A 24,589-nucleotide genomic window follows, 5' to 3' on the forward strand; every position below is an offset into this window, starting at 1 on the left:
GGTCTGGTGAGAAAAGAGTGGGAAAAAAGCTTTTTTTGCCGTGAACCGGTTCAGGATAAGCGGTCTGTGTCGTCGAACAGTTTGGCCGCTTTCTTCATTGGCTCTATCTTTGACCGCTACTCCTAACTCAAGGTTTTGTGTCCTTATGAAAACAATTAAGCTGATCGTCATTGATCAGTTGCTTTTATCCGTCATTCACCACCCTATTCAGGAATAAATTTCTTGGTACGTTGAGCCCAAAATAAAAATGATCGTCGATTGCCTCTCTGATATTCCAACCATGTGTTTCTCCGTCCCGTTAACCGACAGCACATGAATCCCATCAAAGCACAGGAAAACCCATCTGCCCGTTGGGTTCTGGGCTGGTTTCTTCTTCATGTCCGGGAACGTTCGGCTCTGCCTTTTCAGTTCATAGCGGATTCGATGCTGAATTGCAGCATAGACCATAAGACAGAGTGTCATCACCATTAACAGGGCCTCAATACGCTCAGGTTTTTTGAGATACAGTGAAGACACCAGAAAATCAGGGCTCTTCAGGAAGCGAAAACCTCTCTCAACCTGCTGCTGGGATTTATACGTCCTCAGTAGTTCGCCAGCGTCAAGCCGGACTGTATCTGTATCGTTGGTTGCCAGAACAAAACAACCCAACGATGCTTCTGCATCACGACGAGTCTGTACAGCAACCGTGCAGGAGCCTGTCACATAATATTCATAGTGGTCGGGAACCGTCCCATCAGCAGGACGGCCTTTGGTTTTATAGCAGGGACTCTCGATGATCTCAGGTTCAGCCTGGCAGTATACGGACTGTTTTTGCCATAGCTTGAAAGCTTCCATGGCATCCGATTCGCAACAGAATGGCTTCTTGCCCAATTTCTCAAGTTCCTTGAACTCCTTCAGGGACTTTTTCTGCATACGCCTTGTCAGTGTCTTCTGTTCTGTTTTCTGGCTTTGATTATTTCGAAACAGTACCCAACGTTGTACGACACCTGCATAGTCAGACAGAGTCTCTACAGATTCGTAATGCTCAAACCCTTCAACCTCAACCATTGAGCGCAATGGCGCACTTTGAACCAGTTCTTTGGCTGCACCAATGTTGAGAGGAACTCTGGAGATAAACAACTGATCCTGCTGACTCAGTTCCTGAACGGTTTCAGCCACATACAATGCAGCATCACCGATGAAGTAACGGGCATTCAGTGCCGCCTTGAAGCTCTTTATATGCTCAGAAACCACTTGTTTGAAACTGGTCTTGTCCGTCACATTACCGCTGGCTGCTTTCATAAACATCGGAATGCCTGCCCGGTTTTCGGTCAGCAGGAGCAATATGGCCTGGTTCAGGTCAGGACGATGATCTCGGCTGTAGCCCTTGCAAAGCCTGATGCAATTGAGGTCCTCGTCACTTACTTCCTCCTCGCTGTTATAACGGCCATCGACGTGAAATCCTGTGCCATCAAGGTTGAGTGCATCACATGGCAATTTGAGATGCGTAGCCACCTTGATAGCCAGCTCAAAATAGACTTTACTGACACCCAGTTCAAACAGTTCATCCAGTGTTCTTCCAAGAACTTTGTCGTTTATGTGTTCGGGCTCAATCCCCTCTCTGATCAGTTTATCGAGGGGTTTATTGGAGAAGAACTGAGGGAACATGTGGAGAGACTGCCCCGTAAAGCCGAGGCCATTGATAATCATCGCGACAACGGCCTCACCGTGGGAGATGTTCCATTCGTCAGATACTTTGGGCGCGCGCCTGTCGATATGGTCGGCAATGCCCAGCTCTTTGCACATTCCAGCCACTAGACCGAGATGATCCATGACCTGAGAGTGGTATTGAATAGGAGGCATAACAAGGCTTCTTGATATTTGCTTATCTGATAGATAGCAGGTATTAGGAAAATGTCATGTTGGGTGGTGGATGTCGGTTTTATTGTTTGCCATGGCATTTTTTTTACCGATGACTGGATACGGAAGTGCTTTTTCCATCCTGCCAGAATGGATGTGGCGGGACAGTCCCTCAAATAAGGCGGCAGTTAAAATCAGTCAGATAGTGCTTGCCAGAGATGCGCCTTCTCTTCTTTTTTCTTATGAAATCAACAAGACCTCCAGTGATTTTGTTCAGCCAGAAAAAAACCAGGTTTATACCCGCTGGGATGGTTGTAAAAACGACAGCTTGCGTATTTGTTTCCGAAGAGCGGCTAAAGTCTTTGAAGGGGGCTACTCCTATCCTCCCACGATTTCAGGCTCGACAGAGCTTAATGTAGAAATGGGTGAGGTCACGCCAGACGAAGGCGGCTGGCAGTCGGTGGCCAGTGTCCGTTTAACGGGAAAAGGCTCGGGCTGGCTGGCGATTGCAGGGGATGATGGCTGGCGGATTGCACCAGATTGCAGCGGTATTGACTCAGATGATTCCAGCGTACTGAACAGGTCTGAAAAGCCGTCAGTCGGTCTTGTTGTCCCGACAGCGTTGGTTCTGGAAAAGGGTAATAATGCAGAAGATCATGGCTCGCCCTATTCCCGCCGCTCATTGCCGGACATATCTGACATCACTAAACAAAATAATCTGCCCGGTGATCGTGATGATCTGCTCACCGGTTCTTCTGGTGGCGGCAGCTTCGATGACCTCGATGACTCATTTAAAAGGCGACCCGGAGGGAGTGGCCGTCGCCCTTTATTTTTCTTTGAAGTGATGAGCAGAATGCCTGGGATGGCTGTCAGTGTTTTTGGTACAGCTGGTCAGCCCGGGGGGGTTAAAAAACTGGTTTTAAGGCCTCAAATTATTCTGGTGACCTGGCGGGGTTGGGAGCGACAGGAGATTCCTGTTACATCGCAAATGTGGGGTTCAATAAAGCGGGCAGGGCTTGATCGGGATCCGGGACTGTTTCTCGCTCTGGCTGAAAGCGATCCGGATAAATTGAAAGAAACGCTTGAAAACTATTTGAAAAAGCACTCGCCCCTTGCCGACGTCCTTAGCTATCACTGTGAAGATCTCAACCTGAACCCAAAAGCGGGTAATGCCCGATTACTTAGCGTATCGGTTTTTCCGGGATCTTGCCCTTCGGGAGTGGGATGCTCCGGAGGAGAGAAAGAAGCAAACGGAGCAATGAATGACCTGCCCCGGAATAATCCAGATGGCTATGCCTGTAACAACCATGGTCAGCCGGTTAAAAGTTTTGGTAACAACGGGGGAGGAGGAGACGGTTCCGGGAATCCGGAAATCAACTCATGTACATTCTGTGGGAATGCACAGGTAAACTCCAATGGTTTATGCACAAACTGCCTCATGGCTAAACAGGAGGCGGCTAAAGAGAAGCCATCAACCCACCTGTCTTTACCTGCGGCGCAGGAAGATAAAGGAAATAACCTGCTTACAGCACTTATTACTGGAATTACCTGGTTTTTTGGCAGGGCAACAAACCTGTCTGCCAACCAGGCAGAAGAAAAGACTGTGGAGGACGTTTCGGTTGGTTCCCTGAAAGAGGTGTCGCCTTTAGAGGTTCTACCACCTGAGATCTTGTTTGAAATAGCTAAGGGCTTGTCCTGGCGTGATGTTAACAACTGGAGTTTAGCAGCTAAGCGTTTTTTCGAAGTTTTCTACACATTCAACATGAAAGAAAAACTGACAAAACTATCCCATCAATATTATGGCTCTGCTGCGAAAGCGCATAGATATAGAAAAATGATAAAAAACATGGACATACCTGCTGTTCCAAACAGTGAAATTGATGACCCTTTGTTACGGCTTGCTTATCGTAGAACCGCAAGCAATAAATACCTGACTTCTCTGGGAAGTAGTACTCAGCAGCAATGCGTGGCGACGCTGAAAGGGCATACCGAGGAGGTGCTCTCAGTCACGCCACTGGCCGATGGGCGGCTGGCTTCCGCCTCTGCTGACGGGACCGTAAAGGTGTGGGATCTGAGCAAGCCCGACGGGAAGCAATGCGTGGCGACGCTGAAGGGGCATACTAGCTGGGTGAACTCAGTCACGTCATTGGCCGATGGGCGGCTGGCTTCCGGCTCTCGGGACAAAACCGTAAAGGTGTGGGATCTGAGCAAGCCCGACGGGGAGCGATGCGTAGTGACACTGAGTGGGCATATCTTCTATGTGACCTCAGTCACGCCATTGGCCGATGGGCGGCTGGCTTCCGGCTCTTATGACAAGACTGTAAAGGTGTGGGATCTGAGCAAGCCCCCCGGGAAGGAATGCGTGGCGACGCTGGAAGGGCATACCAGCTGGGTGACCTCAGTCACGCCATTGCCCGATGGGCGGCTGGCTTCCGCCTCTCATGACGGGACCGTAAAAGTGTGGGATCTGAAAAAGCTCGACGGGGTGCAACGCATGGCGAAGCTGAACCACTGGATTCACTCAGTCACGTTATTGGCCGATAAGCGGCTGGCTTCCGGCTCTCATGACGGGATCGTAAGGGTATGGGATCTGAGTAAGCCCGCCGGAGCGCAATGCGTGGTGACACTGGAAGGGCATATCGACATGGTTAACTCAGTCACGCCATTGACCGATGGACGGCTGGCTTCCGGCTCTCGGGACAAAACCGTAAGGGTGTGGGATCTGGGCAAACCCGACGGGGAGCAATGCGTGGTGACGCTGGAAGGGCATACCCACATTGTGTACTCAGTCACGTCATTGGCCGATGGGCGGCTGGCTTCCGCCTCTGATGACAAGACCATAAAGGTGTGGGCTCTGAGCAAGGATTCTGAAACGAAGTAAACATATTGGTTAATGGGGAAAATATATCGATTAATAATGTAAAAAAATACCTGCTCCTCCGCCATTCCCGCACAGGAGGCTGTCGCAAAAGGAAATGACGGAGGGATATTTTTATCTGCTACTTCCTTAAGTGCTCATTCATAGTGAAGCTGATTTTATCATCACTGACGATGGCCCTGATCGTATCGCCCGGCGCATATCGACCAGAGAGAATCGCTTCAGCCAGCGGATTCTCCAAACTGCGCTGAATAGCCCGCTTCAGTGGACGAGCGCCGTATACCGGATCAAACCCGACCTGGGCCAGTTTTTTCATGGCTTCATCCGAAAGAGTCAGTGACAGGTCGTTTTCAGCCAGTCGTTTATTCAGACGCTGAATCTGGATGTCGGCAATGCCTTCAATCTGATCCTGAGTCAATGGGTGGAACACTACCAGCTCATCAATACGATTCACAAACTCGGGCCGAAAATGCTGACCTACCACATCCATCATGGTGGATTTCAACGCTTCAAAGTCTTCACCCTGCATGGTCTGAATAACGTCTGAGCCCAGGTTCGACGTCATCACAATAACGGTATTCCTGAAATCAACAGTTCGTCCCTGCCCATCCGTCAGGCGACCATCCTCCAGCACCTGCAACAGGATGTTAAACACGTCAGGGTGCGCTTTTTCAACTTCATCCATCAGCACCACAGAATACGGCTTACGACGTACAGCTTCGGTCAGATAACCACCTTCTTCGTAGCCTACATACCCCGGAGGTGCTCCCAGCAGACGGGAGACTGAATGCTTCTCCATAAATTCGGACATATCAATCCGCACAATGGCATCTTCAGTGTCAAACAGGAATTGTGCCAGGGCTTTACACAACTCTGTTTTACCCACACCGGTAGGGCCAAGGAACATAAATGAACCATTGGGGCGATTCGGGTCCGACAACCCGGCCCGGGATCGACGCACTGCGTTGGAAACAGCAACAATCGCTTCATCCTGACCAATCACCCGGTCATGCAGAGCCTCTTCCATGCGCAGCAGTTTATCCCGTTCTCCTTCCAGCATTTTGGCAACAGGAATACCCGTCCATTTTGAAACGACTTCAGCGATTTCTTCATCCGTGACCCGGTTGCGCAGCAATTGCAGGTCGCCAGCATCTGCGGCATCTGCCTGTTCCAGCTCTTTCTCCAGCTGTGGCAGACGACCGTACTGAATCTCGGACATCTTTGTCAGATCACCCTGACGGCGCGCCGCTTCAAGCTCAATCAACAACTGCTCTTTTTCTTCCCGCAACTTTTGCGAACCGTTCAGAACCGTCTTCTCGGTTTTCCAGACATCTTCCAGGTCAGAGTATTCCCGCTCCAGCTCTGCCACCTGCTCATTTAAACGACTGAGACGTTCTTTAGAAGCACTGTCGTCTTCTTTCTTTAGCGCCTCCTGCTCAATTTTCAACTGGATCAGACGGCGTTCAAGACGATCCATGGCTTCGGGCTTGGAATCCATCTCCATGCGAATCCGGCTGGCTGCTTCGTCGATCAGGTCAATCGCCTTATCCGGCAACTGCCGGTCAGTGATATAGCGCTGCGACAACCGTGCCGCCGCAACAATCGCCGGGTCGGTGATATCCACACCGTGATGCACCTCATAGCGCTCTTTCAGGCCACGCAGAATGGCAATGGCATCTTCCTCAGTGGGTTCATCCACCAGCACTTTCTGAAAACGACGCTCAAGGGCGGCATCCTTTTCAATGTACTGACGATATTCATCCAGTGTCGTTGCACCGACACAGTGGAGCTCACCACGAGCCAAAGCGGGCTTGAGCATATTACCGGCATCCATGGCACCATCAGCCTTACCCGCGCCCACCATAGTATGCAGTTCATCAATAAACAGTATGATCTGGCCTTCCTGTTTGGAAAGGTCATTCAGTACAGCTTTCAGGCGTTCTTCAAACTCGCCACGGAACTTGGCACCGGCAATCAGGGAGCCCATATCCAGCGATAACAGCCGCTTACCTTTAATACCTTCCGGCACTTCGCCGTTGACTATTCGCTGAGCCAGACCTTCAACGATGGCTGTTTTACCAACACCGGGTTCACCAATAATCACCGGGTTATTTTTGGTTCGACGCTGTAACACCTGAATCGTACGACGGATTTCATCGTCACGACCAATCACCGGATCCAGCTTGCTCTGTTCGGCCAGAGCCGTTAAATCCACCGTGTATTTACTCAGGGAGTTGCGATTATCTTCAGCATTCGGATCATCAACCGTTTCACCACCACGAATGTTTTTAATAGCGTTGTCCAGTGCCTGCCTGCTGACTCCCTGACTGTTCAGTAGTTTTGCCAGCGGAGTATTACCTTCCATCATTGCCAGCAATACGGTTTCACTGGAAATAAACTGGTCACCTTCCTGCTGGGCTTTTTTGTCTGAAAGGTTGAGTATTCTGAGAGTATTCTGCGATGGCTGTATGTCACCTGTCGGGTTCTTGATAACAGGCACCTGGTTCAGTAACTGATTCAACTCTTCCGACAGCTGTTGAATATTAAAGCCGGTCTGCATTAACAGCGGCCTGACTGAACCACCCTGCTGGTCAATCAAAGCTATCAGCAGATGCACCGGTTCAATCTGGTTATGATCTTTGCCGATTGCCAGCGACTGCGCATCAGACAGTGCGGACTGTAATTTACTGGTTAGTCTGTCAGCTCGCATTGGTTTTCTCCTGCGTCTGCCACCATTATTGTTTACTTCTGTTGTCTATATGGCGACCGGATCGATTTTTTCAAGCCAGATGACACTTGCCAGCCTGCCTGATTCTTTACCATCCCGACGATAAGAAAAAAACGTCTGCTGCTGTTCAAAAGTGCAGTAACCACCACCAAAGATGTCGGTCACTCCAGCAGCACTCAGCCTCTGTCGTGCCAGCAGATAAAGATCGCCATGCCAGCGATCACCCATACCGGGAATAAAGGCGGCTTCTGCCTCAGGATCTATATCAAGAAAAGCAGAACGAACCTCCGGCCCCACCTCAAAATGCTTTTGGCTGATAGCAGGACCCAGCCAGACCATAACCTCTGACACAGGGCATGGCATAGCCTTCAAAGTATTTTCCAGCACTCCGGCCTGCAATCCCTTCCAACCCGCATGAGCGGCTGCGACGGTAGACCCCTTTCGATCACAGAACAATACTGGCAGGCAGTCTGCGGTCAGAACTGTACAGGGCATACCATCAGCGTCCGTCCAGGCTGCATCACCTTCCTGCTCCTCACCGCTGTCTGAAGCTTTCACGACCTGCGTGCCGTGAACCTGATTTAACCATTGCGGTTCAATGCTCCAGCCAAAATCCTCACGCATTTGCTGACGGTTAGCCAACACATGTTCAGGCACATCCCCGGAACGCATGCCTAGATTGAAGCTGCTAAAGTTGCCCTTACTGACACCGCCACTCCGCCGGGTAACACAAGCTTTAACACGAGCCGGAGCTGGCCAGTCGGGAATCAGGTAGCGGTGTTCAAAGGTCATAGGAACTGTCTCGGGTTATTTAGTCTCGTTGGCATCTTCTGCCAGAAGTGCCAGCAGGCTCACCATATCATCAGGCAGGGGCGCTTCCCACTCCATAAACTCACCGGTTGCCGGGTGGATCAGGCCCAGACGACGGGCATGCAGCGCCTGACGGCGGAAACTACGCAGCTGTTCGATCATCTCCTCGCCACAACCTTTTGGCAGGCGCAGGCGACCAGCGTATGTCTCATCACCAAACAGCGGGTAACGGATATGGCCCATATGTACGCGAATCTGGTGAGTACGGCCGGTTTCAAGCTTACAGCGGATATGGGTGTGGTTTCGGTATTTTTGCAGCACCCGGTAATGGGTGACTGAAGGTTTGCCACCGGCAGTGACGGCCATCTTCAAACGGTTGGTGGCGTGACGGCCAATAGGCTGATCAACGGTTCCACCCGCCGTCATAACACCGTAGGTAATGGCTTCATATTCACGACTGACCGAACGCTCCTGCAACTGCGCCACCAGATCAGTATGTGCCGCAAGGTTTTTAGCCACCACCATCAGACCGGTGGTGTCTTTATCCAGACGATGAACAATACCTGCTCGAGGCACTGATGCCAGACCAGGACAATGGAACAAAAGTCCATTCAGCAGAGTGCCGCTGCGGTTGCCCGCTGCCGGGTGAACCACCAGACCCGCTGGCTTATTGATCACCAGAATATCGTCGTCTTCATAGGCAATGGCCAGTGGAATCTCTTCGGCTTCCCAGTGTTCAGCGTCTTCGACCACCACGGACAACGACAGGGTCTCACCACCCACCAGTTTTTCCTTAGGCTTACGCTGCTCACCATCGACCAGCAGGTCACCACTTTTGATCCACTCCTGCAGGCGTGCCCTGGAAAAGTCGGGGAAACAGGCGGCAGCGATTTGGTCGAAGCGCTTAGCCCCTAACTCGTCAGGCACAACAACCTGCTGATCGAATTGTTCACTCATTCAAATAATTCTCAAACAAAAAAGATACGCCCGCCTACTACATGGTCACTATAAACGGCTAAACTACACCCCCGGAGCAATTCTCCTGTGTGCTTTCTTTCCGTTTCTGGCGGACTGTGTTTAAATTAGACGGATTAACAAACCCGGTAGTTTATCATATCCACCGGTGCAGATTAGGGTGAATCGCCGCTGATCCCTATCCGTAAAAATGCATGCCGGAGTACGGAAACCGATAAAAGTCATGAGAGTATTCAAGATCAATATTACCCGCATCCTGTACGCACTGTTTATTAGTGCCGCACTGGTGGGCTGCGCGTCCACTCCGGATGAAGAAGTACCGGAGACGCTGTCAGAAGCCGAAATGTACAAAATGGCCACCCATTCTATCGACAATAGTCGGTACAATGATGCCATTAAAACGCTTCGTACTCTGGAGTCCCGCTACCCCTTTGGCAGCTTTGCTGAACAGTCCCAGCTGGATATTATTTACGCCTACTTCATGAACTCCGAGCCGGAAGCTGTTCGTGCCGCTGCCGACCGCTTCCTGCGCCTGCATCCCAATCATCCAAACGCTGACTACGCCCTGTATATGAAAGGACTGGCGTCCAACACTTCAGCCATGGGGCTACTGGAACGTTATCTGCCACTGGATTACTCCAAGCGTGACCCTGGTCAGGCCCGGCAATCGTTTAGTGAATTTTCCGAACTGCTGAACCGTTACCCGGACAGCCGCTATGCCCCGGATGCCCGTCAACGCATGGTCGCCCTGCGCAACCGGTTGGCCGCTTACGAGATTCACGCCGCCAATTACTACATGAAGCGTAAAGCCTATGTGGCAGCTACCAACCGTGGTCGTTACGTGGTTGAAAATCTGCAAAAAACTCCGGCTGTACCCGAAGCCCTGGCGATTATGGTGGAAGGTTATCAGCGTATGGGTCTGATCGAACCAGCGAACGAAGCGCTGGAAGTTCTGCGCCTGAACTATCCGGAGTCTGACGCCCTGAACGAGAAAGGTGAGTTCATCGGTTATCAGTCTTTTGGTGATGTGAACCCATCACTGCTCTATACCGTTACCTTTGGCCTGCTGGGGGATTCTGGCGTTAACAAGCAGCTAGAGGGCATTCCGGACCTTTCTCAGGAAGAAACGCCAAAACCACCCGCCAAGGGTCAGTGACCTGCTCCCGGAACTGAATAATAAAAGCCTCTGCCTGCAGAGGCTTTTTTAATGAAAGAGGATTTACTTTTAGTCATGCCAACTACCGTGAAATGCCCCAACTGCAACAAGTCGGTTGAATGGAAAAAGGAAAACCAATACCGCCCATTCTGTTCTGAACGCTGCAAACTGATTGACTTCGGTGCCTGGGCAAACGAGGAACATTCAATTCCTGGTCAACCTGATTTTGACGACGCTATGTCCGACGAACTCGACCAACCAGGGCGCTGAGTGTCATGCGACCAGGTTCTTCAGGCCAGTCATGACTTTCTGGCTCAATAATGGCCGCCGCCTGGTCGCGCTTGAATTTCAGTATGCGCAATAGCGCTGAACGGGCTTGAGGCTTGTGCACATGTCCCACCAGCCCGTTCAGCTTTTCGTCACTCATTCTTGCTATCAGGCCCAGTGCATCCTTCATCAATGCATCAACATCCTCACCACTGCGCTCCATCGCCTTAATCACGGTATGCATGGTGTGACGGCCACGATACTGGCTTCGGTGCTTAATGGAAGGCGACATCATTTTCTGACGAAACTGTGTAAGGGTGCATTTAGAGGGCAGTTGGCAACGATTGTAGAAAGACATGCCAAAATCAATATTCACCAAACGCTGCCCTGCCTCTTCTTCGGCTGACTGGTTTTGTCTGTCCGAATCCTGAATAAACATATAGTTATCCAGTTTCAGATAATCCTCATCACCCAGCAGAAACCTTCGCACAACTAAGTCCACCACGGGATTATGAGTTTTATGGAAGCGGGTAAAATGTACCGGTGAAGAGCGGTCTGAAGGATTCTGAACCAGACGATAGCCGCTTTCATAGTCCTGCAGATGCCTGCTGGCAATACAATGTTCCTCTTCGCCAGAAGACGTTTCAGCCTCTTTCATGGAATAGCCAACTTGATAAACACGGTTAAAGTGATCGTCACCTTCCGTACCCACCACTTCCCTGTAAACATTGGCTGCCAGCACTTCTTTCTGAGCCAGCAACTGCTTGTTGTCGTAATAATCGGCTTTATAGCGTTGCCCGGTAATCCAGTACATCATTTTCTGTAAGTAACGTTTAAGCTTTACACCGGTTGATTCGCGCCCTGGCGTCTTGACGTGCCATTCACCGGAATACACTTTAGCTTCAGGCAACTCAGAACTGACAAACATCCGTTTATGGTCAACGGTATCACTGTCATCACCCTGGCCTTGTACAAGCGTCCAGAATTTATTGTGTGGAAGGGTGTTCATGGAAGGGATAATGCCTGAACCCGTCTGGCCTGTCCGAGAATAATAGTGATTGGTGGTGGCAGAGTCATGATGAGCAACCTGCCGGGTTCCGGATTCAGTATACGGGCCAGGATCACGGGGAATTTCAGGCGACAAAGAGGCTGTAGACACCTCTCGAAACTGATGCTTCCCACGTCTTAATGACTTCGAACCGGATCTGCCAAATCCGGAAAAACCATAGTCTCCTGCCAATTTTCGAAGCTTTTCCAGCATGGCGTCCCTGCCTGTTAAAAGAAAAACTAATTGATAGACCAGAAGGCACCGATTCCGGCAACGCCCTGAGCACCACAATCAATGGCCAGCGCCTCATCGGAACGCCCTAAACCGCCAAGCCAGTATACCGGCACCGTGCTGCACCGGGTCAATTCGGTTGCCTTCTCCTGCCCCATAGACAAACGCCCCGGATGGGATTTGGTTGGCCGTACGGGTGACAGTGTTACAAAGTCCATACCTGCCTTTTCGGCGGCCTTCAGCTGTTCTTCATTGTGACAGGAGGCAGCCAGCCACTGCCCCTCACGACGGTATTTTTTCCACTCGGAAACCGGGATACTCAACTGATCAGAGCGCAGGTGAATACCGTCACACCATGTCTCCTGCAATAATTCAGGATTACCCTTTAACAACAACTTTGCATTAAACGGCTGACACAGATGGTGCAGTTCACGAGCCAGGTGCAGATAAGGCTTCTCCTGCAACCAGGGAGCCCGGAACTGAATCAGGCGAAGTCCATTCTCAAGCTGTCGGCTGACCTTTTCAATCAGCTCGGCCGCAGAAGAAAACAACCCGGTCACCATATATTGGCGGGGCAGTAAAACAGCGTTAACAATAGGTTCATTGGCCGGAGGAAAGTCCAGGCCGGTCAGGTCGTCAGGTTCAACCCATTGCACCGCCTGCCCTTCATTCCCTTTTGGCGTGCCGTTAACACCCGACACCAGCCAGGTATCAAGCAGTACCGTCTTTTCAGGATACTGATGCTGAATTGCGATCAAAGGCTGAAACTGACTGACGGTGATATCCAGCTCTTCCACCAATTCCCGGTTAAGCGCTTCTTTTAAATCCTCATCCAGCTCGACCTTACCACCGGGAAATTCCCACAAACCACCCAGATGTTTGTCGTCCGGCCTTTTGGCCACCAGTATTCGACCATCGTCGCCACGAATCACAGCCACTGCAACATGCACGACGTTGTCAGACTGCTTTTGGTCCGGTTGTTGTTTCGCCATGGTAAAGCTCATTTCATGGTATCGGAATAAAGACATAGAGTAGCCATAATTTAAGGGTTATGGCTACTGCGTGAATCAGTGAAAGAATAGAATTTAAAAGAATAATTAACTGCCATACTCCGCATTAATGCGACTCATGGGAAAAGCTGGTAGGTGAGTCAGGCTGACCACTCTCTATTCTGTAAGACAACTCTATAGCCATCCAAATCTTCATAGGTTTTACCGGAGATACCCCAGTAGGCGTTATAGGGAGCAACTTCGATAAATCCCGCCTTACTCATTTTTTGGCAGCAGGCTTGCCATTCTTGTGAGTCAGTGAAGTAGAAAACAAGCAAGCTGTCTTTAGAGGGAGCTTTGCCAACCTCTGTGCCTACATGATGTGTAAACTCAAGATGGTAGTTGTGATTTTGATGACCAATGATTGAGCCATCAAAGCCATTATGACCAACGAACTCTCCCAGTAATTCAAAGCCAAGCCCATTAACATACATTTGGGTTATATCGGATAAGTTATCTGTTGGTCTGGCAACTCTCATTTTGGCTGTTTTTGGAATCATTTTTTTACCATTACTTCGTTGTTTTTAATGGAATCCAGCCATATCTATCATGGGAGTTCTGTACCCATACCCATTCGTTCAGTTCATGGAGTACGAGTAATTTTTCACCGACTGTTGTATTCAGCTCTTTTGAGCTGTAACTTTCGATAGCAATCCACTGATCAGAATGAAGTTCAATATATTGCTCTGGAGCCCAACCTTCATTTCCATCCCTTGTTGTTACTCTCACCCAGCCAGCATATTCATCGTCATGCACGCCTACGGAAAGTAGATCCCCTTTTTCAAATGAGATTGGATTTGGGTAGTTGGATCTATGAGATTTTATTACTGTGATTGTTTTCATTGTGGTAGTTCATAACAGTCATTCATAGGGACAACATTAAGCATTAATCACTGATGATATTAATCATACAGGTTCATCCCCCCATGGTAAAAATTGTTACTGTTGACTCAGCTTGAGAAGAATAAACCCATTTACTCTACCCAACCTGCGCAATACGTCAAGCTCATTGAAGTCATATGCTAGTATGGTTAAATTGCCATATAGATACTATTATTGACGATGTCTGAAAGCAGTTTTGAATGGGACGAGGTAAAAAACTTGTCCAATCAGGAAAAGCATGGGGTTTCATTCTATGACGCACAATATGCCTTTTACGATCAAAAACGGATTATTGCTGAAGATATGGGACACAGTCAGGAAGAAAAACGCTATTTCTGCTTTGGACTGGATAAAGAGCAAACAGGCGTCCTCACTGTGCGGTTTACATACAGGACTAACCGAATCCGGATAATTGGTGCCGGTTACTGGAGAAAAGGGAAAAAGCTTTATGAGCAAGCAAATTCAGTACACTGACGAACCCATAGGCGACACTAAGCTAGTAGCTGATTTTCTGCCATCCCCAAGTGAACTTAAATTAAAAAATGACAGCACCAAAATCACGATAACCCTTAGTACTGATAGTGTTGAATATTTCAAGTCAGCTGCTGAAGAATATGGTATGCAGTATCAAAAAATGATACGACAGTTACTTGATGAATATGTGGCTCATCAGAGGAAAGGGTAGATAGGAGGCATAGCCGACAGCGATCATTCTATGCCTCCGTTCCCCTAACTGCGATACTCCGCATTAATACGAACGTATTCATGGGAAAGGTCGGTTGTCCATATCTGTTCGCAGACATCACCCGCCCCCAGGGCAACCCTGATAGTGATCTCATCCTTATCCATCACTGCCTGACCGGCCGCTTCTGTATACGAAGCAGCTGGTTCGCCGTTTTCAACAATGCAGACATCACCCAGCCAGATGGTAATGCGCTCAATTACCAGCGTATTCACCTCTGCACGCCCTACCGCTGCCAGTATGCGTCCCCAGTTCGGGTCTGAGGCAAACAGTGCTGTTTTTACCAATGGTGAATGAGCAATGGTGTAGGCGACTTCCAGCGCATCTGCCGAAGTATCAGCCTGCTCTACGCTCACCGTAATAAACTTGGAAGCCCCCTCACCGTCACGGACAATGGCCTGAGCCAGCTCCACCGCTACTTCATTCACTGCCTGACGTAAACCGACGTATAAATCCGATGCCTCAGAGTTCAATGGTTCTGAACCTGTTTTGCCAGTAGCCACCAACATGCAGCAGTCGTTTGTTGAAGTATCGCCATCCACAGAAATGCGATTAAACGACAGGTTTACAGCATCATTCAGAAGTTTTTGTAACAGAGGTTGCGCAGCTGGGACATCGGTCGCCATAAAAGCCAGCATAGTAGCCATGTTCGGGCGAATCATTCCTGATCCTTTACTGATACCCGATACGGTATAAACGACACCATCAACCTCAAACTGCCGACTGGCACCTTTGGGACGGGTATCCGTCGTTAAAATACCTTCTCCAGCTTTATACCAGCCCTCCTCAGACAAATCTGCTACAGCCGCGGGCGAACCCGCCAGCAACCGGTCAACAGGCAGCTGCTCCCCTATAACGCCTGTAGAAAAGGGTAAAACCGACTCTGAAGGGATATTCAGCAGCTCTGCAACACCAGCGGTTGACTCTTTAGCAGCCTCCATGCCCTGCTGCCCGGTACCGGCATTAGCATTCCCGGTATTGATAACAAAACAGCGGGGGCTCTGATTAAGGCGGCCTTTAGCAAGATGTACCGGCGCCGCGCAAAATTTATTCAGGGTAAAAACACCCGCTACGCTCGCCCCTTCATCCCACTCCATAACCACCAGATCCCGGCGGTTTGTTTTGCGAATCCCTGCTTCAGCCGTTCCCAGACGAAACCCTTTAACAGCTTTAACATCAGGCCAGACATCGAAACCAACAGCCATAACGACTCCCATTTATTCTTTGCTCTAAAGTCGATAAAACTAACCCAGTTTTTCACAAAAGGAAAACTACACAAAAAAACGGGTCGCCTGAAGTATAACCAGCGCGACCCGTTTCTGTGACTCAGTGCTGTTCGGCAGGCGTTAAGCTATTTTACCGTGACACTGTTTGAACTTTTTGCCAGAACCACACGGGCAGGGCTCATTACGACCCACCTTGCGTCCTTCACGGACGAAAGGCTCCGGATGTGGAGCACCGCCCTCACCTTCCTGAGCCTCTTCAGACTCTTCTCCGGCAGCCATACCGCCCGCCTGAGCGTGCTGGAACTGCATACGACGAGCCATTTCCTGACGACGACGTTCTTCTTCCTCTGCCGTGTGGTCGTCCTGCTGGACCTGTACATGGGACAGAATACGGATGGTGTCCCCTTTGATATCTTCCAGCATGTGCTGGAACAGCTCAAAGGCTTCACGCTTGTACTCCTGCTTTGGATTCTTCTGGGCGTAGCCTCGCAGATGGATACCCTGACGCAGGTGATCCATAGTCGCCAGGTGCTCTTTCCACTTATCATCCAGAATACGCAGCAGAATATGCTTCTCGAAGTTGCGAAGGGACTCTTCGCCCGCCAGCTCTTCTTTTTTCTTGTAGCTTTCTACAACGGATTCATGAATACGCTGACGCAGACCTTCTTCGTCCAGACGGTCGTCTTCATCCAACCACTTCTGTACCGGCAGTGTTTCCGCCAGTTCAGTGTCCAGCTTCTTCTCCAGTCCTTCAACATCCCACTGCTCTTCCAGACTCTGTGGTGGAATGAATTCAGAGATCAGGTCGTTAACAACGTCTTCTCGCATTACCGCAATGTTTTCTACCACATTGTCGGCACTCAGTATTTCATCACGCTGGGTATACACCACTTTACGCTGATCATTGGCCACGTCATCGTATTCCAGCAATTGCTTACGAATATCGAAGTTACGGCCCTCTACCTTGCGCTGGGCTTTTTCGATGGCGTTAGACACCATGCGGTGTTCAATCGCTTCACCCTTTTCCATCCCCAGGGCTTTCATAAAGTTCTTCACCCGGTCAGAGGCAAAGATACGCATCAGGTTGTCTTCCAGGGACAGGTAGAAGCGGGAAGAACCCGGGTCACCCTGACGACCGGCGCGACCACGCAGCTGGTTGTCAATACGGCGGGACTCGTGGCGCTCGGTACCGATGATATGCAGACCACCGGCATCCAGCACGCCTTTGTGACGCTGCTGCCATTCAGCCTTAACCTGGTCTTCCTGTTCTTTGGTTGGGTTTTCAATCCCACCCAGCTCGGCTTCCCAGTTACCACCCAGAATAATATCGGTACCACGACCCGCCATGTTGGTGGCGATGGTCACTGCACCCGGCTTACCGGCCTGGGCGATAATCTCAGCTTCTTTTTCGTGGAATTTGGCGTTCAGAACGCTGTGCTTGATGCCCGCCTTGTCCAGGGCAACCGACAGGTGCTCGGAGGCATCAATCGAAGCGGTACCCACCAGAGTTGGTCGACCTTCAGCCACCGTCACTTTGATGTCTTCAATGATGGCATCGTATTTTTCATTGATGGTCAGGTAGACCAGGTCATTATGATCCTTACGCACCATTTCTTTGTGGGTAGGAATAACCACCACGTCCAGACCATAAATCTGACGCAGTTCGAATGCTTCGGTGTCGGCAGTACCGGTCATACCGGACAGTGTTTCATAGATCCGGAAGTAGTTCTGGAAAGTGGTGGAAGCCATGGTCTGGCTTTCCGCCTGAATCTTCAGGTTCTCTTTCGCTTCCAGTGCCTGATGCAAACCTTCAGACAGACGACGTCCCGGCATGGTTCGGCCAGTGTGTTCATCAACCAGCAGGATTTCACCGTTTTGAACAATGTACTCAACGTTGCGGGTAAACAGTACATGGGCTTTCAGCGCGGCATTAACGTGATGCAGCATGGTCAGGTTGTGGGAAGAGTAGAGGCTCTCACCTTCTGGCAGCAAACCACCCTGCTGCAACATTTCCTCAACAAACTGGTGACCCACTTCAGTCAGTTCAACCTGACGGGTTTTCTCGTCAACAGTGTAATGTTTAGTAGGCTCTTCATCTTCGGCCACTTCTTCAATCTGACGTTCCAGCTTAGGCGCCAGCTCGTTCATCTGGCGATACAGCTCAGAAGAATCTTCCGCCGGACCCGAGATAATCAGAGGCGTACGGGCTTCGTCAATCAGGATGGAGTCCACTTCATCGACAACAGCAAAGTGCAGAGGCCGCTGAAACTTATCTTCCTGACGGAAGGCCATATTGTCACGCAGGTAATCAAAGCCAAACTCGTTATTGGTACCGTAAGTGATGTCCGACAGGTAAGCCGCCCGTTTTTCTTCTGTGTCCTGCTGAGGCACCACGACACCCACTGTCAGGCCAAGGAATTCATATAGGGTACGCATCCAGTTGGCATCACGACGCGCCAGGTAGTCGTTAACCGTTACAACATGAACGCCTTTGCCGGTAATCGCATTCAGGTAAGCTGGCAGGGTGGCCATCAGAGTCTTACCTTCACCAGTACGCATTTCCGCTACACGACCTTCGTGCAGGGTAATGCCACCAATCAACTGCACGTCGAAATGGCGCATACCCATGCTGCGCTTACCACCTTCACGAACAACGGCAAAGGCTTCAGGCAAGATGGCGTCAAGGGTTTCCCCCTGCTGGTAGCGGTCTTTGAATTCCCGGGTTTTGGCACGCAACTCTTCATCAGACAGGCTTGAAATACTGTCTTCCAGTGCGTTTACGGCCTTGACCAGCTTGCGCATTCGTTTCAGCTGCCGGTCGTTACGGCTACCAATAATTTTTTTGACTAAAGAAGCAAACATACTTGTGTGATTGACTATCTCTCAACCGGTTTACTGGGCTAAATCCGGTAAACTTAAACCGCATAAAATCTGCTAGTACAGTCTGTGTGATTCAGCGAACAGCAAATCGTTAAATCACGGCAGTAGACCAGATTCTATCCCCATTTTTATATATGAACACGTCGCCCGGTTTTCAATCCTTCCGGCGAGCAACCGGAAAGAATGTAGTTCAGCTGGAAGCACTGTGCCACACTTCCTCTACCGAACCGCCTGTGATCGTCAGATCATTTCGCAGCCCGGTACATATATCGCTGAGGGTCGACAGCCTTGCCGTTCTCCAATACTTCAAGATGAACATGAGGTCCGGTAGAACGACCTGAACTTCCCATCTTGGCAATCACCTGTCCTCTGGTCACGATATCGCCCACTTTCACGGCATTAGACTCGTTATGAGCGTAGCGGGTGACATAACCATTGCCATGGTTAATCTCAACCATTTTGCCGTAACCCCACCGGTCACCGGACCAGACCACTACCCCTGCACCCAGAGAGAGAATGTCAGTTCCGCGCGGTGCGGCATAGTCAATACCATTATGCCAGCTGTCCTTGCCGGTAAACGGATCGGTTCGGGGGCCAAAGCCGGATGACAGCCAGCCTTTGGCAGCGGGCAACCCACTAAGAAACGCTTCATCGTCAAGCGCTTTGCTGGTCAGCAGACTATCCAGCAACTGCAACTGCTGTTCACGGTTATCAATCTGTTCCGCCAGCTTGTCCAGCGCCTCTGCCAGCGATGGTTTAGCGTGAACCTTAAAGCTGTTGGGCTGCTGCTCAGGACCACCCAGCGCTGGTGCCTGGCTGAAATCAAATTCACCATCGTCCAGATTTGACAACAACGTCAGTCGCTCGCCCAGAGCATCCAGCCGTGTGATACGCCCCTGTAATTGCGCAAGGCGCAGTGTCAGAGCATCCAGCTGCCGTCCGGTATCTTCACGAACGGAAGCCAGGTCCTGTTTCTGACCCAGTAGTGTCTGCTTCCAGTTCTCCAGACCCTCTTCCGTCAGAATCATACCTGAGTCGTATTTAAGGAAGCCATACATTAAGCCACCACCCAGAGATACTGACAACACCACGACCAGCGCCACAGCAACCGCCAGCCGTTGTCCACTGACCCTAAATGACCGGGTACGTGAAAGATCCTGTTTGACAACTATGACTTTCATTAAAAAGCTCTGAGCTCCCGCCTTTTAAATACAGCCTCTCTCTTACCCCAATCAGACCAGGGACAAGGAACACTGAACCAAGAGTTATAACAAGTGAAGGACTTTAGCACCGACAAACAAATTCCCGCAAGAATACAGATCAACAAACTACCAGAGAACAATCCGGGAGCAGGGAATTAATCGTTATAGATACAAATCACTACACGTACAAAAAAGGCCGCTTTAAAAGCGACCTTTCTTTCAGCAGTCCATACCCTGAAGTTCAGATACCGTTTAAGCGGTAACAGCTACAGGCTTGAGGTAAGAAATTGGCGACACTTCCGCATCTTCGAAAGTGACCACTTCCCACGCTTCCTGGTTTTCCAGCAGGTGACGAACCAGCTTGTTGTTCAGTTCATGGCCGGACTTAACGCCAACAAACTGACCAATCAGACTATTGCCCAGCAGATACAGGTCACCAATGGCATCCAGCATCTTGTGCTTTACAAACTCGTCGTGATAACGCAGGCCATCCTCATTCAGGATGCGGTAGTCGTCAACAACCACTACATTATCAACACTGCCGCCCAGAGCCAGGTTCTGGGAGCGAAGGTACTCTACATCCCGCATAAAGCCGAATGTACGAGCCCGACTGACTTCCTTAACAAAGGAAGTGCTTGAGAAGTCAATCGCAGCAGTCTGCGAACGACTCTTGAATACCGGATGATCAAAATCGATGGTAAAACTTACCTTAAAGCCTGCATAAGGTTTGAAGGTAGCCGTTTTATCACCATCAGAAACGGTGACTTCTTTTTTGATCCGGATGAACTTTTTCGGTGCATCCTGTTCCTGAATGCCCGCAGACTGAACCAGGAAAACGAAAGGACCGGCACTGCCATCCATAATAGGCACTTCGTGGGCGCTGACTTCGACATAGGCATTATCAATGCCCAGTCCTGCCAAGGCAGACAGAAGATGCTCGACGGTATCTACACGAGTACCATCTTTCTGCAGAGATGTGCACAGCGTAGTCTGCCCCACATTCCCGGCACGTGCGGGTATCTCTACAACTGGGTCGAGATCCGTACGACAAAAGATGATACCTGTATCAACGGGAGCTGGCTTCAGGGTCAAATAGACCTTTTCGCCAGAATGTAACCCTACTCCCGTGGCACGAATAATGTTTTTCAGGGTACGCTGTCTGATCATGATTACGCAATTCCGCGACCTGTAAGGTCCCTGTTATTTGAATGCAACGACTCATTGTAACAAAAGCTACATTTGACACAAGTCGTAACTTGCATTCAATTAATCCGCCTGCCGACGCAAAAACGCCGGAATATCCAGATAATCTACATTGTCAGTCGATGTCGCCTGACGCTTTGGCGCTTCCGGCTCTGCATCCGCGGTTACTGCTGCGGGCCTGCCAGCCTCTTCCGCATCCTTGCTACGGTTGCGCATGCTGGTAGGGACATCCAGAGTTTTAAGATCCAGAGAACCATCATTGCGGGTTGTACGCGGACGGGAACCGTCAACCATTTTCAGGGCCGTGTCTGCCTCAGATTCTTCACTACCCAGGCCGGTTGCCACCACAGTCACTCGCAACTCATCGCTCATTTCGGTATCGATAACGGCTCCGACAACAATAGTGGCGTTCTCGGAAGCGAACTCGGCCACCGTTTCGTTCACTTCGGTGTACTCGTTAAGCCCCATGTCCATACCACCGGTGATATTAACCAGTACGCCACGAGCGCCGCGAAGGTTAACATTTTCCAGCAGCGGGCTGCGAATGGCACGCTCGGCGGCTTCAACCGCGCGGTTGCTACCCGTAGCAGAACCCGTACCCATCATCGCCATACCCATCTCGGACATCACAGTACGTACGTCTGCAAAGTCGACATTGATCAGACCGTCACGGGTAATCAGCTCCGAAATACCCTGCACCGCACCCAGCAGCACATCATTTGCGGCACCAAAGGCGTTGAGCAGGCTGACGTCTTTACCCAGTACAGGCAGAAGGTTCTGGTTAGGGATGCAGATGAGAGAGTCTACATTTTCCTGCAGTTCCTTCAGACCCTCTTCGGCCACGGACATACGGCGACGACCTTCAAAGGAGAAAGGTTTGGTCACCACCGCAACAGTCAATGCCCCCATTTCACGGGCAATCTGTGCCACAATCGGCGCAGCACCCGTACCTGTTCCACCACCCATACCGGCAGTAATGAACACCATATCAGCTCCCTGCAGCAGGTCACTGATACGGTCACGATCTTCCATGGCCGCTTCACGACCAATTTGTGGGTTGGCTCCGGCACCCAGACCACGAGTAATGCCTGCACCCAGCTGCAGGTGCGTATGCGCCTGCAGATGTTGTTTCTTAAGAGCCTGCGCGTCAGTGTTGGCGCAGACAAACTCTACCCCCTCCAACTGACTGTTCAGCATGTGGCAGACAGCGTTGCCACCACCGCCGCCGACACCGATAACTTTAATGACCGCTTCCTGCGGCACGTTATCTTCCAACATCTCAAACATGTGGCCCTCTCCTTATTCTCTCACCTTAAACAGGATATTTTCTAAAAATTGGCAGTGGCGTTCAATCAGAAGTTACCCTGAAACCACTGTTTTAACCGATTGAACACACCATCCTCCTGCTTGCTGTATACTGCTTCCTTACGTCCTTCCTGCTGGACTTTTAAACCGTAATGCAAAAGCCCGACACCCGTCGAATATATTGGGTTACATACGACATCGTCCAAACCTCGCACCGCTTGTGGCATCCCCAGTCTTACCGGCATATGGAATATTTCTTCTGCCAGCTCAACAACGCCTTCCATCTTCGACGTTCCACCCGTCAGGACGATACCTGCGGGAACCAGCTCTTCAAAACCACTGCGACGAAGCTCCTGCTGGATCAACGTAAACAACTCCTCATAACGAGGTTCTACGACTTCTGCCAATGATTGTCTGGAAAGTTCCCGGGCCGGGCGATCACCCACGCTGGGAACCTTGATCATGTCGTCTGCACCAGCCAGCTGAGTCAGTGCACAGGCGTATTTAATCTTCAGTTCTTCCGCATGCTGGGTCGGTGTACGCAGTGCCATGGCAATGTCATTGGTGACCTGGTCCCCGGCAATAGGAATAACCGCTGTATGGCGAATAGCGCCATCTGTAAAAATGGCGATATCAGTAGTACCACCACCAATATCCACCATGCAGACACCCAGCTCTTTCTCATCCTCGGACAGGACGGAATAGCTCGATGCCAGTTGTTCCAGAATAATGTCGTCGACTTCAAGTCCACAACGTCGTATACAATTTTCAATATTTTGAGCGGCATTGACCGCACAGGTGACCAGGTGCACCCTTGATTCCAGGCGCACACCCGACATTCCCAGTGGCTCCTTGACGCCATCCTGAGAATCAATAACATATTCCTGAGGCAAAATATGAAGAATACGCTGGTCGGCGGGAATTGCTACTGCTTTTGCAGCATCAATAACCCGTTCAATATCAGCTCTGGTTACTTCACGCTCCCTGATAGCCACAATACCATGAGAGTTCAGACTGCGGATATGATTACCGGCAATGCCTGCATAGACAGAATGGATCGAGCAACCCACCATCAATTCAGCTTCTTCAATGGCTCGCTTCATGGCGTGTACTGTGGAGTCAATATTCACGACAACACCACGCTTCAAACCTCTGGAAGAATGAGCACCGATACCAATCACTTCCAGTTCGCCATCTTCCATAATTTCGCCGACGATGGCTACTACCTTGGAGGTGCCAATGTCTAACCCAACAATCAAATTCCCATTCTCTGCCGATGTCATGGCATTAATCTTCCTAAACCGCAAAAGCTTTTATAGTCAGCATAACTTTCATAGTCAGCATAAATAGTCAGCGCGCTGATACCGCCGCCCCTTTCTGTCTTTTACACTAATTCTGTCGCCAGGCGACAGACGCACCATTGAGGTAACGCATATCCACACGCTCTACCTCACTCCAGCGGCTGTCCAGCCTTGCATGGTACAGACGGACAAACCGCTGCAACCTCTCCATGCGCCGATCACGACCAAGATAAACAACGACGTGATCAACCCTGAATCGCCATGAACCCGCTGAACCGAGTTGCAGCTCGCTCACCGACAACCCCATTGGCCGCAATAACTGACTGATTGACAGATATTGCTGCATCACCTTAAGCGCCTCATCATCCGACCCGGATAACAGCGGCAATAGTTCAAATTCGTCCACCGATGCCGGAGCAAAAACGACACCTTCACCGGTAATTAACTTACCCTGCTTCCATCGCGCTACAGCCTGACGCTCCTGCAGGGAAACCTCCAGCCGATCCGGCCAGCGTCGTCTGAGACTGGCTTCATGCACCCAGGGCATTTGCAACAGCGCCTGCCGCATCGCTTTCAGATCAAGGTGAAAGAAGCGATTGACCAGAAACGGCTCCAGCTCTGCTTCCACCTTTACCTGCTTAAGAGACTCAAAACCGGCATGAATCTCCACACGTGATATCGGCCGGTTCAACCAGTTCATCAATGAAGGCCAACCCCACAACACCGCACCGAGAAAGGCAACACCAATCATCACCCGGACGATTTGCCACCCGGTACGCGAGTGAGTGGACAGGTAAGCCTGAGCACGCCCGAAAGAAGACGACGACTGCCGCCTTCTTCTGATCTGAACACTACCCACTGGATCGC

At 50.5% G+C, this 24,589-nt stretch carries 20 protein-coding genes; 5 read left to right on the forward strand and 15 right to left on the reverse strand.

Translation table 11 applies throughout. From position 1 onward, the window contains the following. Positions 1–207 precede the first annotated feature (207 nt). The gene (locus NX720_RS02940) at positions 208–1,842 is read right to left on the reverse strand and encodes an IS1634 family transposase (protein ID WP_262596076.1); all 1,635 of its coding nucleotides are present in this window, start codon (positions 1,840–1,842) and stop codon (positions 208–210) included. 70 nt (positions 1,843–1,912) lie between these two features. Between NX720_RS02940 and NX720_RS02945 the strand changes: the two genes are divergently transcribed. Beyond that, positions 1,913–4,720, forward strand: a complete 2,808-nt coding sequence (locus NX720_RS02945) for a WD40 repeat domain-containing protein (RefSeq protein WP_262599279.1) — start codon at positions 1,913–1,915, stop codon at positions 4,718–4,720. 118 nt (positions 4,721–4,838) lie between these two features. On the opposite strand, the gene clpB is transcribed toward NX720_RS02945, so the two are convergent. The 3 genes from clpB to rluD are packed head-to-tail and all read right to left on the reverse strand — an operon-like array spanning position 4,839 to position 9,212. Beyond that, positions 4,839–7,427: an ATP-dependent chaperone ClpB gene (clpB, locus tag NX720_RS02950; protein WP_262599281.1), complete on the reverse strand. Its 2,589-nt coding sequence runs from the start codon at positions 7,425–7,427 to the stop codon at positions 4,839–4,841. Positions 7,428–7,472: 45 nt separating this feature from the next. Next, positions 7,473–8,237, reverse strand: coding sequence for a peptidoglycan editing factor PgeF (gene pgeF, locus NX720_RS02955; RefSeq protein WP_262599282.1), 765 nt, complete (start codon positions 8,235–8,237; stop codon positions 7,473–7,475). A 15-nt stretch (positions 8,238–8,252) separates the two neighbouring features. Further along, positions 8,253–9,212, reverse strand: coding sequence for a 23S rRNA pseudouridine(1911/1915/1917) synthase RluD (gene rluD, locus NX720_RS02960; RefSeq protein ID WP_262599284.1), 960 nt, complete (start codon positions 9,210–9,212; stop codon positions 8,253–8,255). 241 nt (positions 9,213–9,453) lie between these two features. On the opposite strand from rluD, the gene NX720_RS02965 reads away from it, so the two are divergent. After that, entirely contained in the window at positions 9,454–10,386 is a 933-nt protein-coding gene (locus NX720_RS02965) for an outer membrane protein assembly factor BamD (protein ID WP_262599285.1), read from the forward strand. A gap of 51 nt (positions 10,387–10,437) precedes the next feature. Continuing rightward, positions 10,438–10,656, forward strand: coding sequence for a DNA gyrase inhibitor YacG (gene yacG, locus NX720_RS02970; RefSeq protein WP_262599286.1), 219 nt, complete (start codon positions 10,438–10,440; stop codon positions 10,654–10,656). Here yacG and NX720_RS02975 read toward each other — a convergent pair. From NX720_RS02975 to NX720_RS02990, 4 genes are all read right to left on the reverse strand, one after another. Continuing rightward, on the reverse strand, positions 10,622–11,914 hold the full coding sequence (locus tag NX720_RS02975; RefSeq protein WP_262599287.1) for a hypothetical protein: 1,293 nt from the start codon (positions 11,912–11,914) through the stop codon (positions 10,622–10,624). The genes yacG and NX720_RS02975 overlap by 35 nt on opposite strands. 26 nt (positions 11,915–11,940) lie before the next feature. Then, a complete protein-coding gene (locus NX720_RS02980; protein WP_262599288.1) occupies positions 11,941–12,960 on the reverse strand; it encodes a Nudix family hydrolase in 1,020 nt (339 codons plus the stop codon). 122 nt (positions 12,961–13,082) lie between these two features. Next, on the reverse strand, positions 13,083–13,481 hold the full coding sequence (locus tag NX720_RS02985) for a VOC family protein (RefSeq protein ID WP_262599290.1): 399 nt from the start codon (positions 13,479–13,481) through the stop codon (positions 13,083–13,085). A 10-nt stretch (positions 13,482–13,491) separates the two neighbouring features. Next, positions 13,492–13,824: an SH3 domain-containing protein gene (locus NX720_RS02990; protein ID WP_262599291.1), complete on the reverse strand. Its 333-nt coding sequence runs from the start codon at positions 13,822–13,824 to the stop codon at positions 13,492–13,494. Positions 13,825–14,043: 219 nt separating this feature from the next. Between NX720_RS02990 and NX720_RS02995 the strand changes: the two genes are divergently transcribed. Beyond that, positions 14,044–14,337, forward strand: a complete 294-nt coding sequence (locus NX720_RS02995; protein ID WP_262599292.1) for a BrnT family toxin — start codon at positions 14,044–14,046, stop codon at positions 14,335–14,337. Continuing rightward, the gene (locus NX720_RS03000) at positions 14,312–14,548 is read left to right on the forward strand and encodes a BrnA antitoxin family protein (RefSeq protein WP_262599294.1); all 237 of its coding nucleotides are present in this window, start codon (positions 14,312–14,314) and stop codon (positions 14,546–14,548) included. Before NX720_RS02995 ends, NX720_RS03000 begins: the two co-directional genes overlap by 26 nt. A gap of 44 nt (positions 14,549–14,592) precedes the next feature. Here NX720_RS03000 and argJ read toward each other — a convergent pair whose 3' ends face one another. The 7 genes from argJ to NX720_RS03035 all read right to left on the reverse strand — a co-directional run bounded on the left by argJ (position 14,593) and on the right by NX720_RS03035 (position 24,581). After that, on the reverse strand, positions 14,593–15,810 hold the full coding sequence (gene argJ, locus NX720_RS03005) for a bifunctional glutamate N-acetyltransferase/amino-acid acetyltransferase ArgJ (protein ID WP_262599295.1): 1,218 nt from the start codon (positions 15,808–15,810) through the stop codon (positions 14,593–14,595). A gap of 141 nt (positions 15,811–15,951) precedes the next feature. Next, on the reverse strand, positions 15,952–18,693 hold the full coding sequence (gene secA, locus NX720_RS03010; RefSeq protein ID WP_262599296.1) for a preprotein translocase subunit SecA: 2,742 nt from the start codon (positions 18,691–18,693) through the stop codon (positions 15,952–15,954). Between the two features lie 263 nt (positions 18,694–18,956). Next, on the reverse strand, positions 18,957–19,892 hold the full coding sequence (locus NX720_RS03015; RefSeq protein WP_262599298.1) for a M23 family metallopeptidase: 936 nt from the start codon (positions 19,890–19,892) through the stop codon (positions 18,957–18,959). A 273-nt stretch (positions 19,893–20,165) separates the two neighbouring features. Then, a complete protein-coding gene (lpxC, locus tag NX720_RS03020; RefSeq protein ID WP_262599300.1) occupies positions 20,166–21,080 on the reverse strand; it encodes a UDP-3-O-acyl-N-acetylglucosamine deacetylase in 915 nt (304 codons plus the stop codon). 99 nt (positions 21,081–21,179) lie between these two features. Then, complete coding sequence (ftsZ, locus tag NX720_RS03025) at positions 21,180–22,403, reverse strand: cell division protein FtsZ (RefSeq protein ID WP_262599301.1); 1,224 nt, start codon at positions 22,401–22,403, stop codon at positions 21,180–21,182. A gap of 65 nt (positions 22,404–22,468) precedes the next feature. Then, the gene (ftsA, locus tag NX720_RS03030; protein ID WP_262601714.1) at positions 22,469–23,704 is read right to left on the reverse strand and encodes a cell division protein FtsA; all 1,236 of its coding nucleotides are present in this window, start codon (positions 23,702–23,704) and stop codon (positions 22,469–22,471) included. Between the two features lie 106 nt (positions 23,705–23,810). After that, a complete protein-coding gene (locus NX720_RS03035) occupies positions 23,811–24,581 on the reverse strand; it encodes a cell division protein FtsQ/DivIB (RefSeq protein WP_262599302.1) in 771 nt (256 codons plus the stop codon). Positions 24,582–24,589: the final 8 nt, after the last annotated feature.

This window comes from Endozoicomonas euniceicola, from assembly GCF_025562755.1.
GTDB classification, from domain to species: Bacteria; Pseudomonadota; Gammaproteobacteria; order Pseudomonadales; family Endozoicomonadaceae; genus Endozoicomonas_A; species Endozoicomonas_A euniceicola.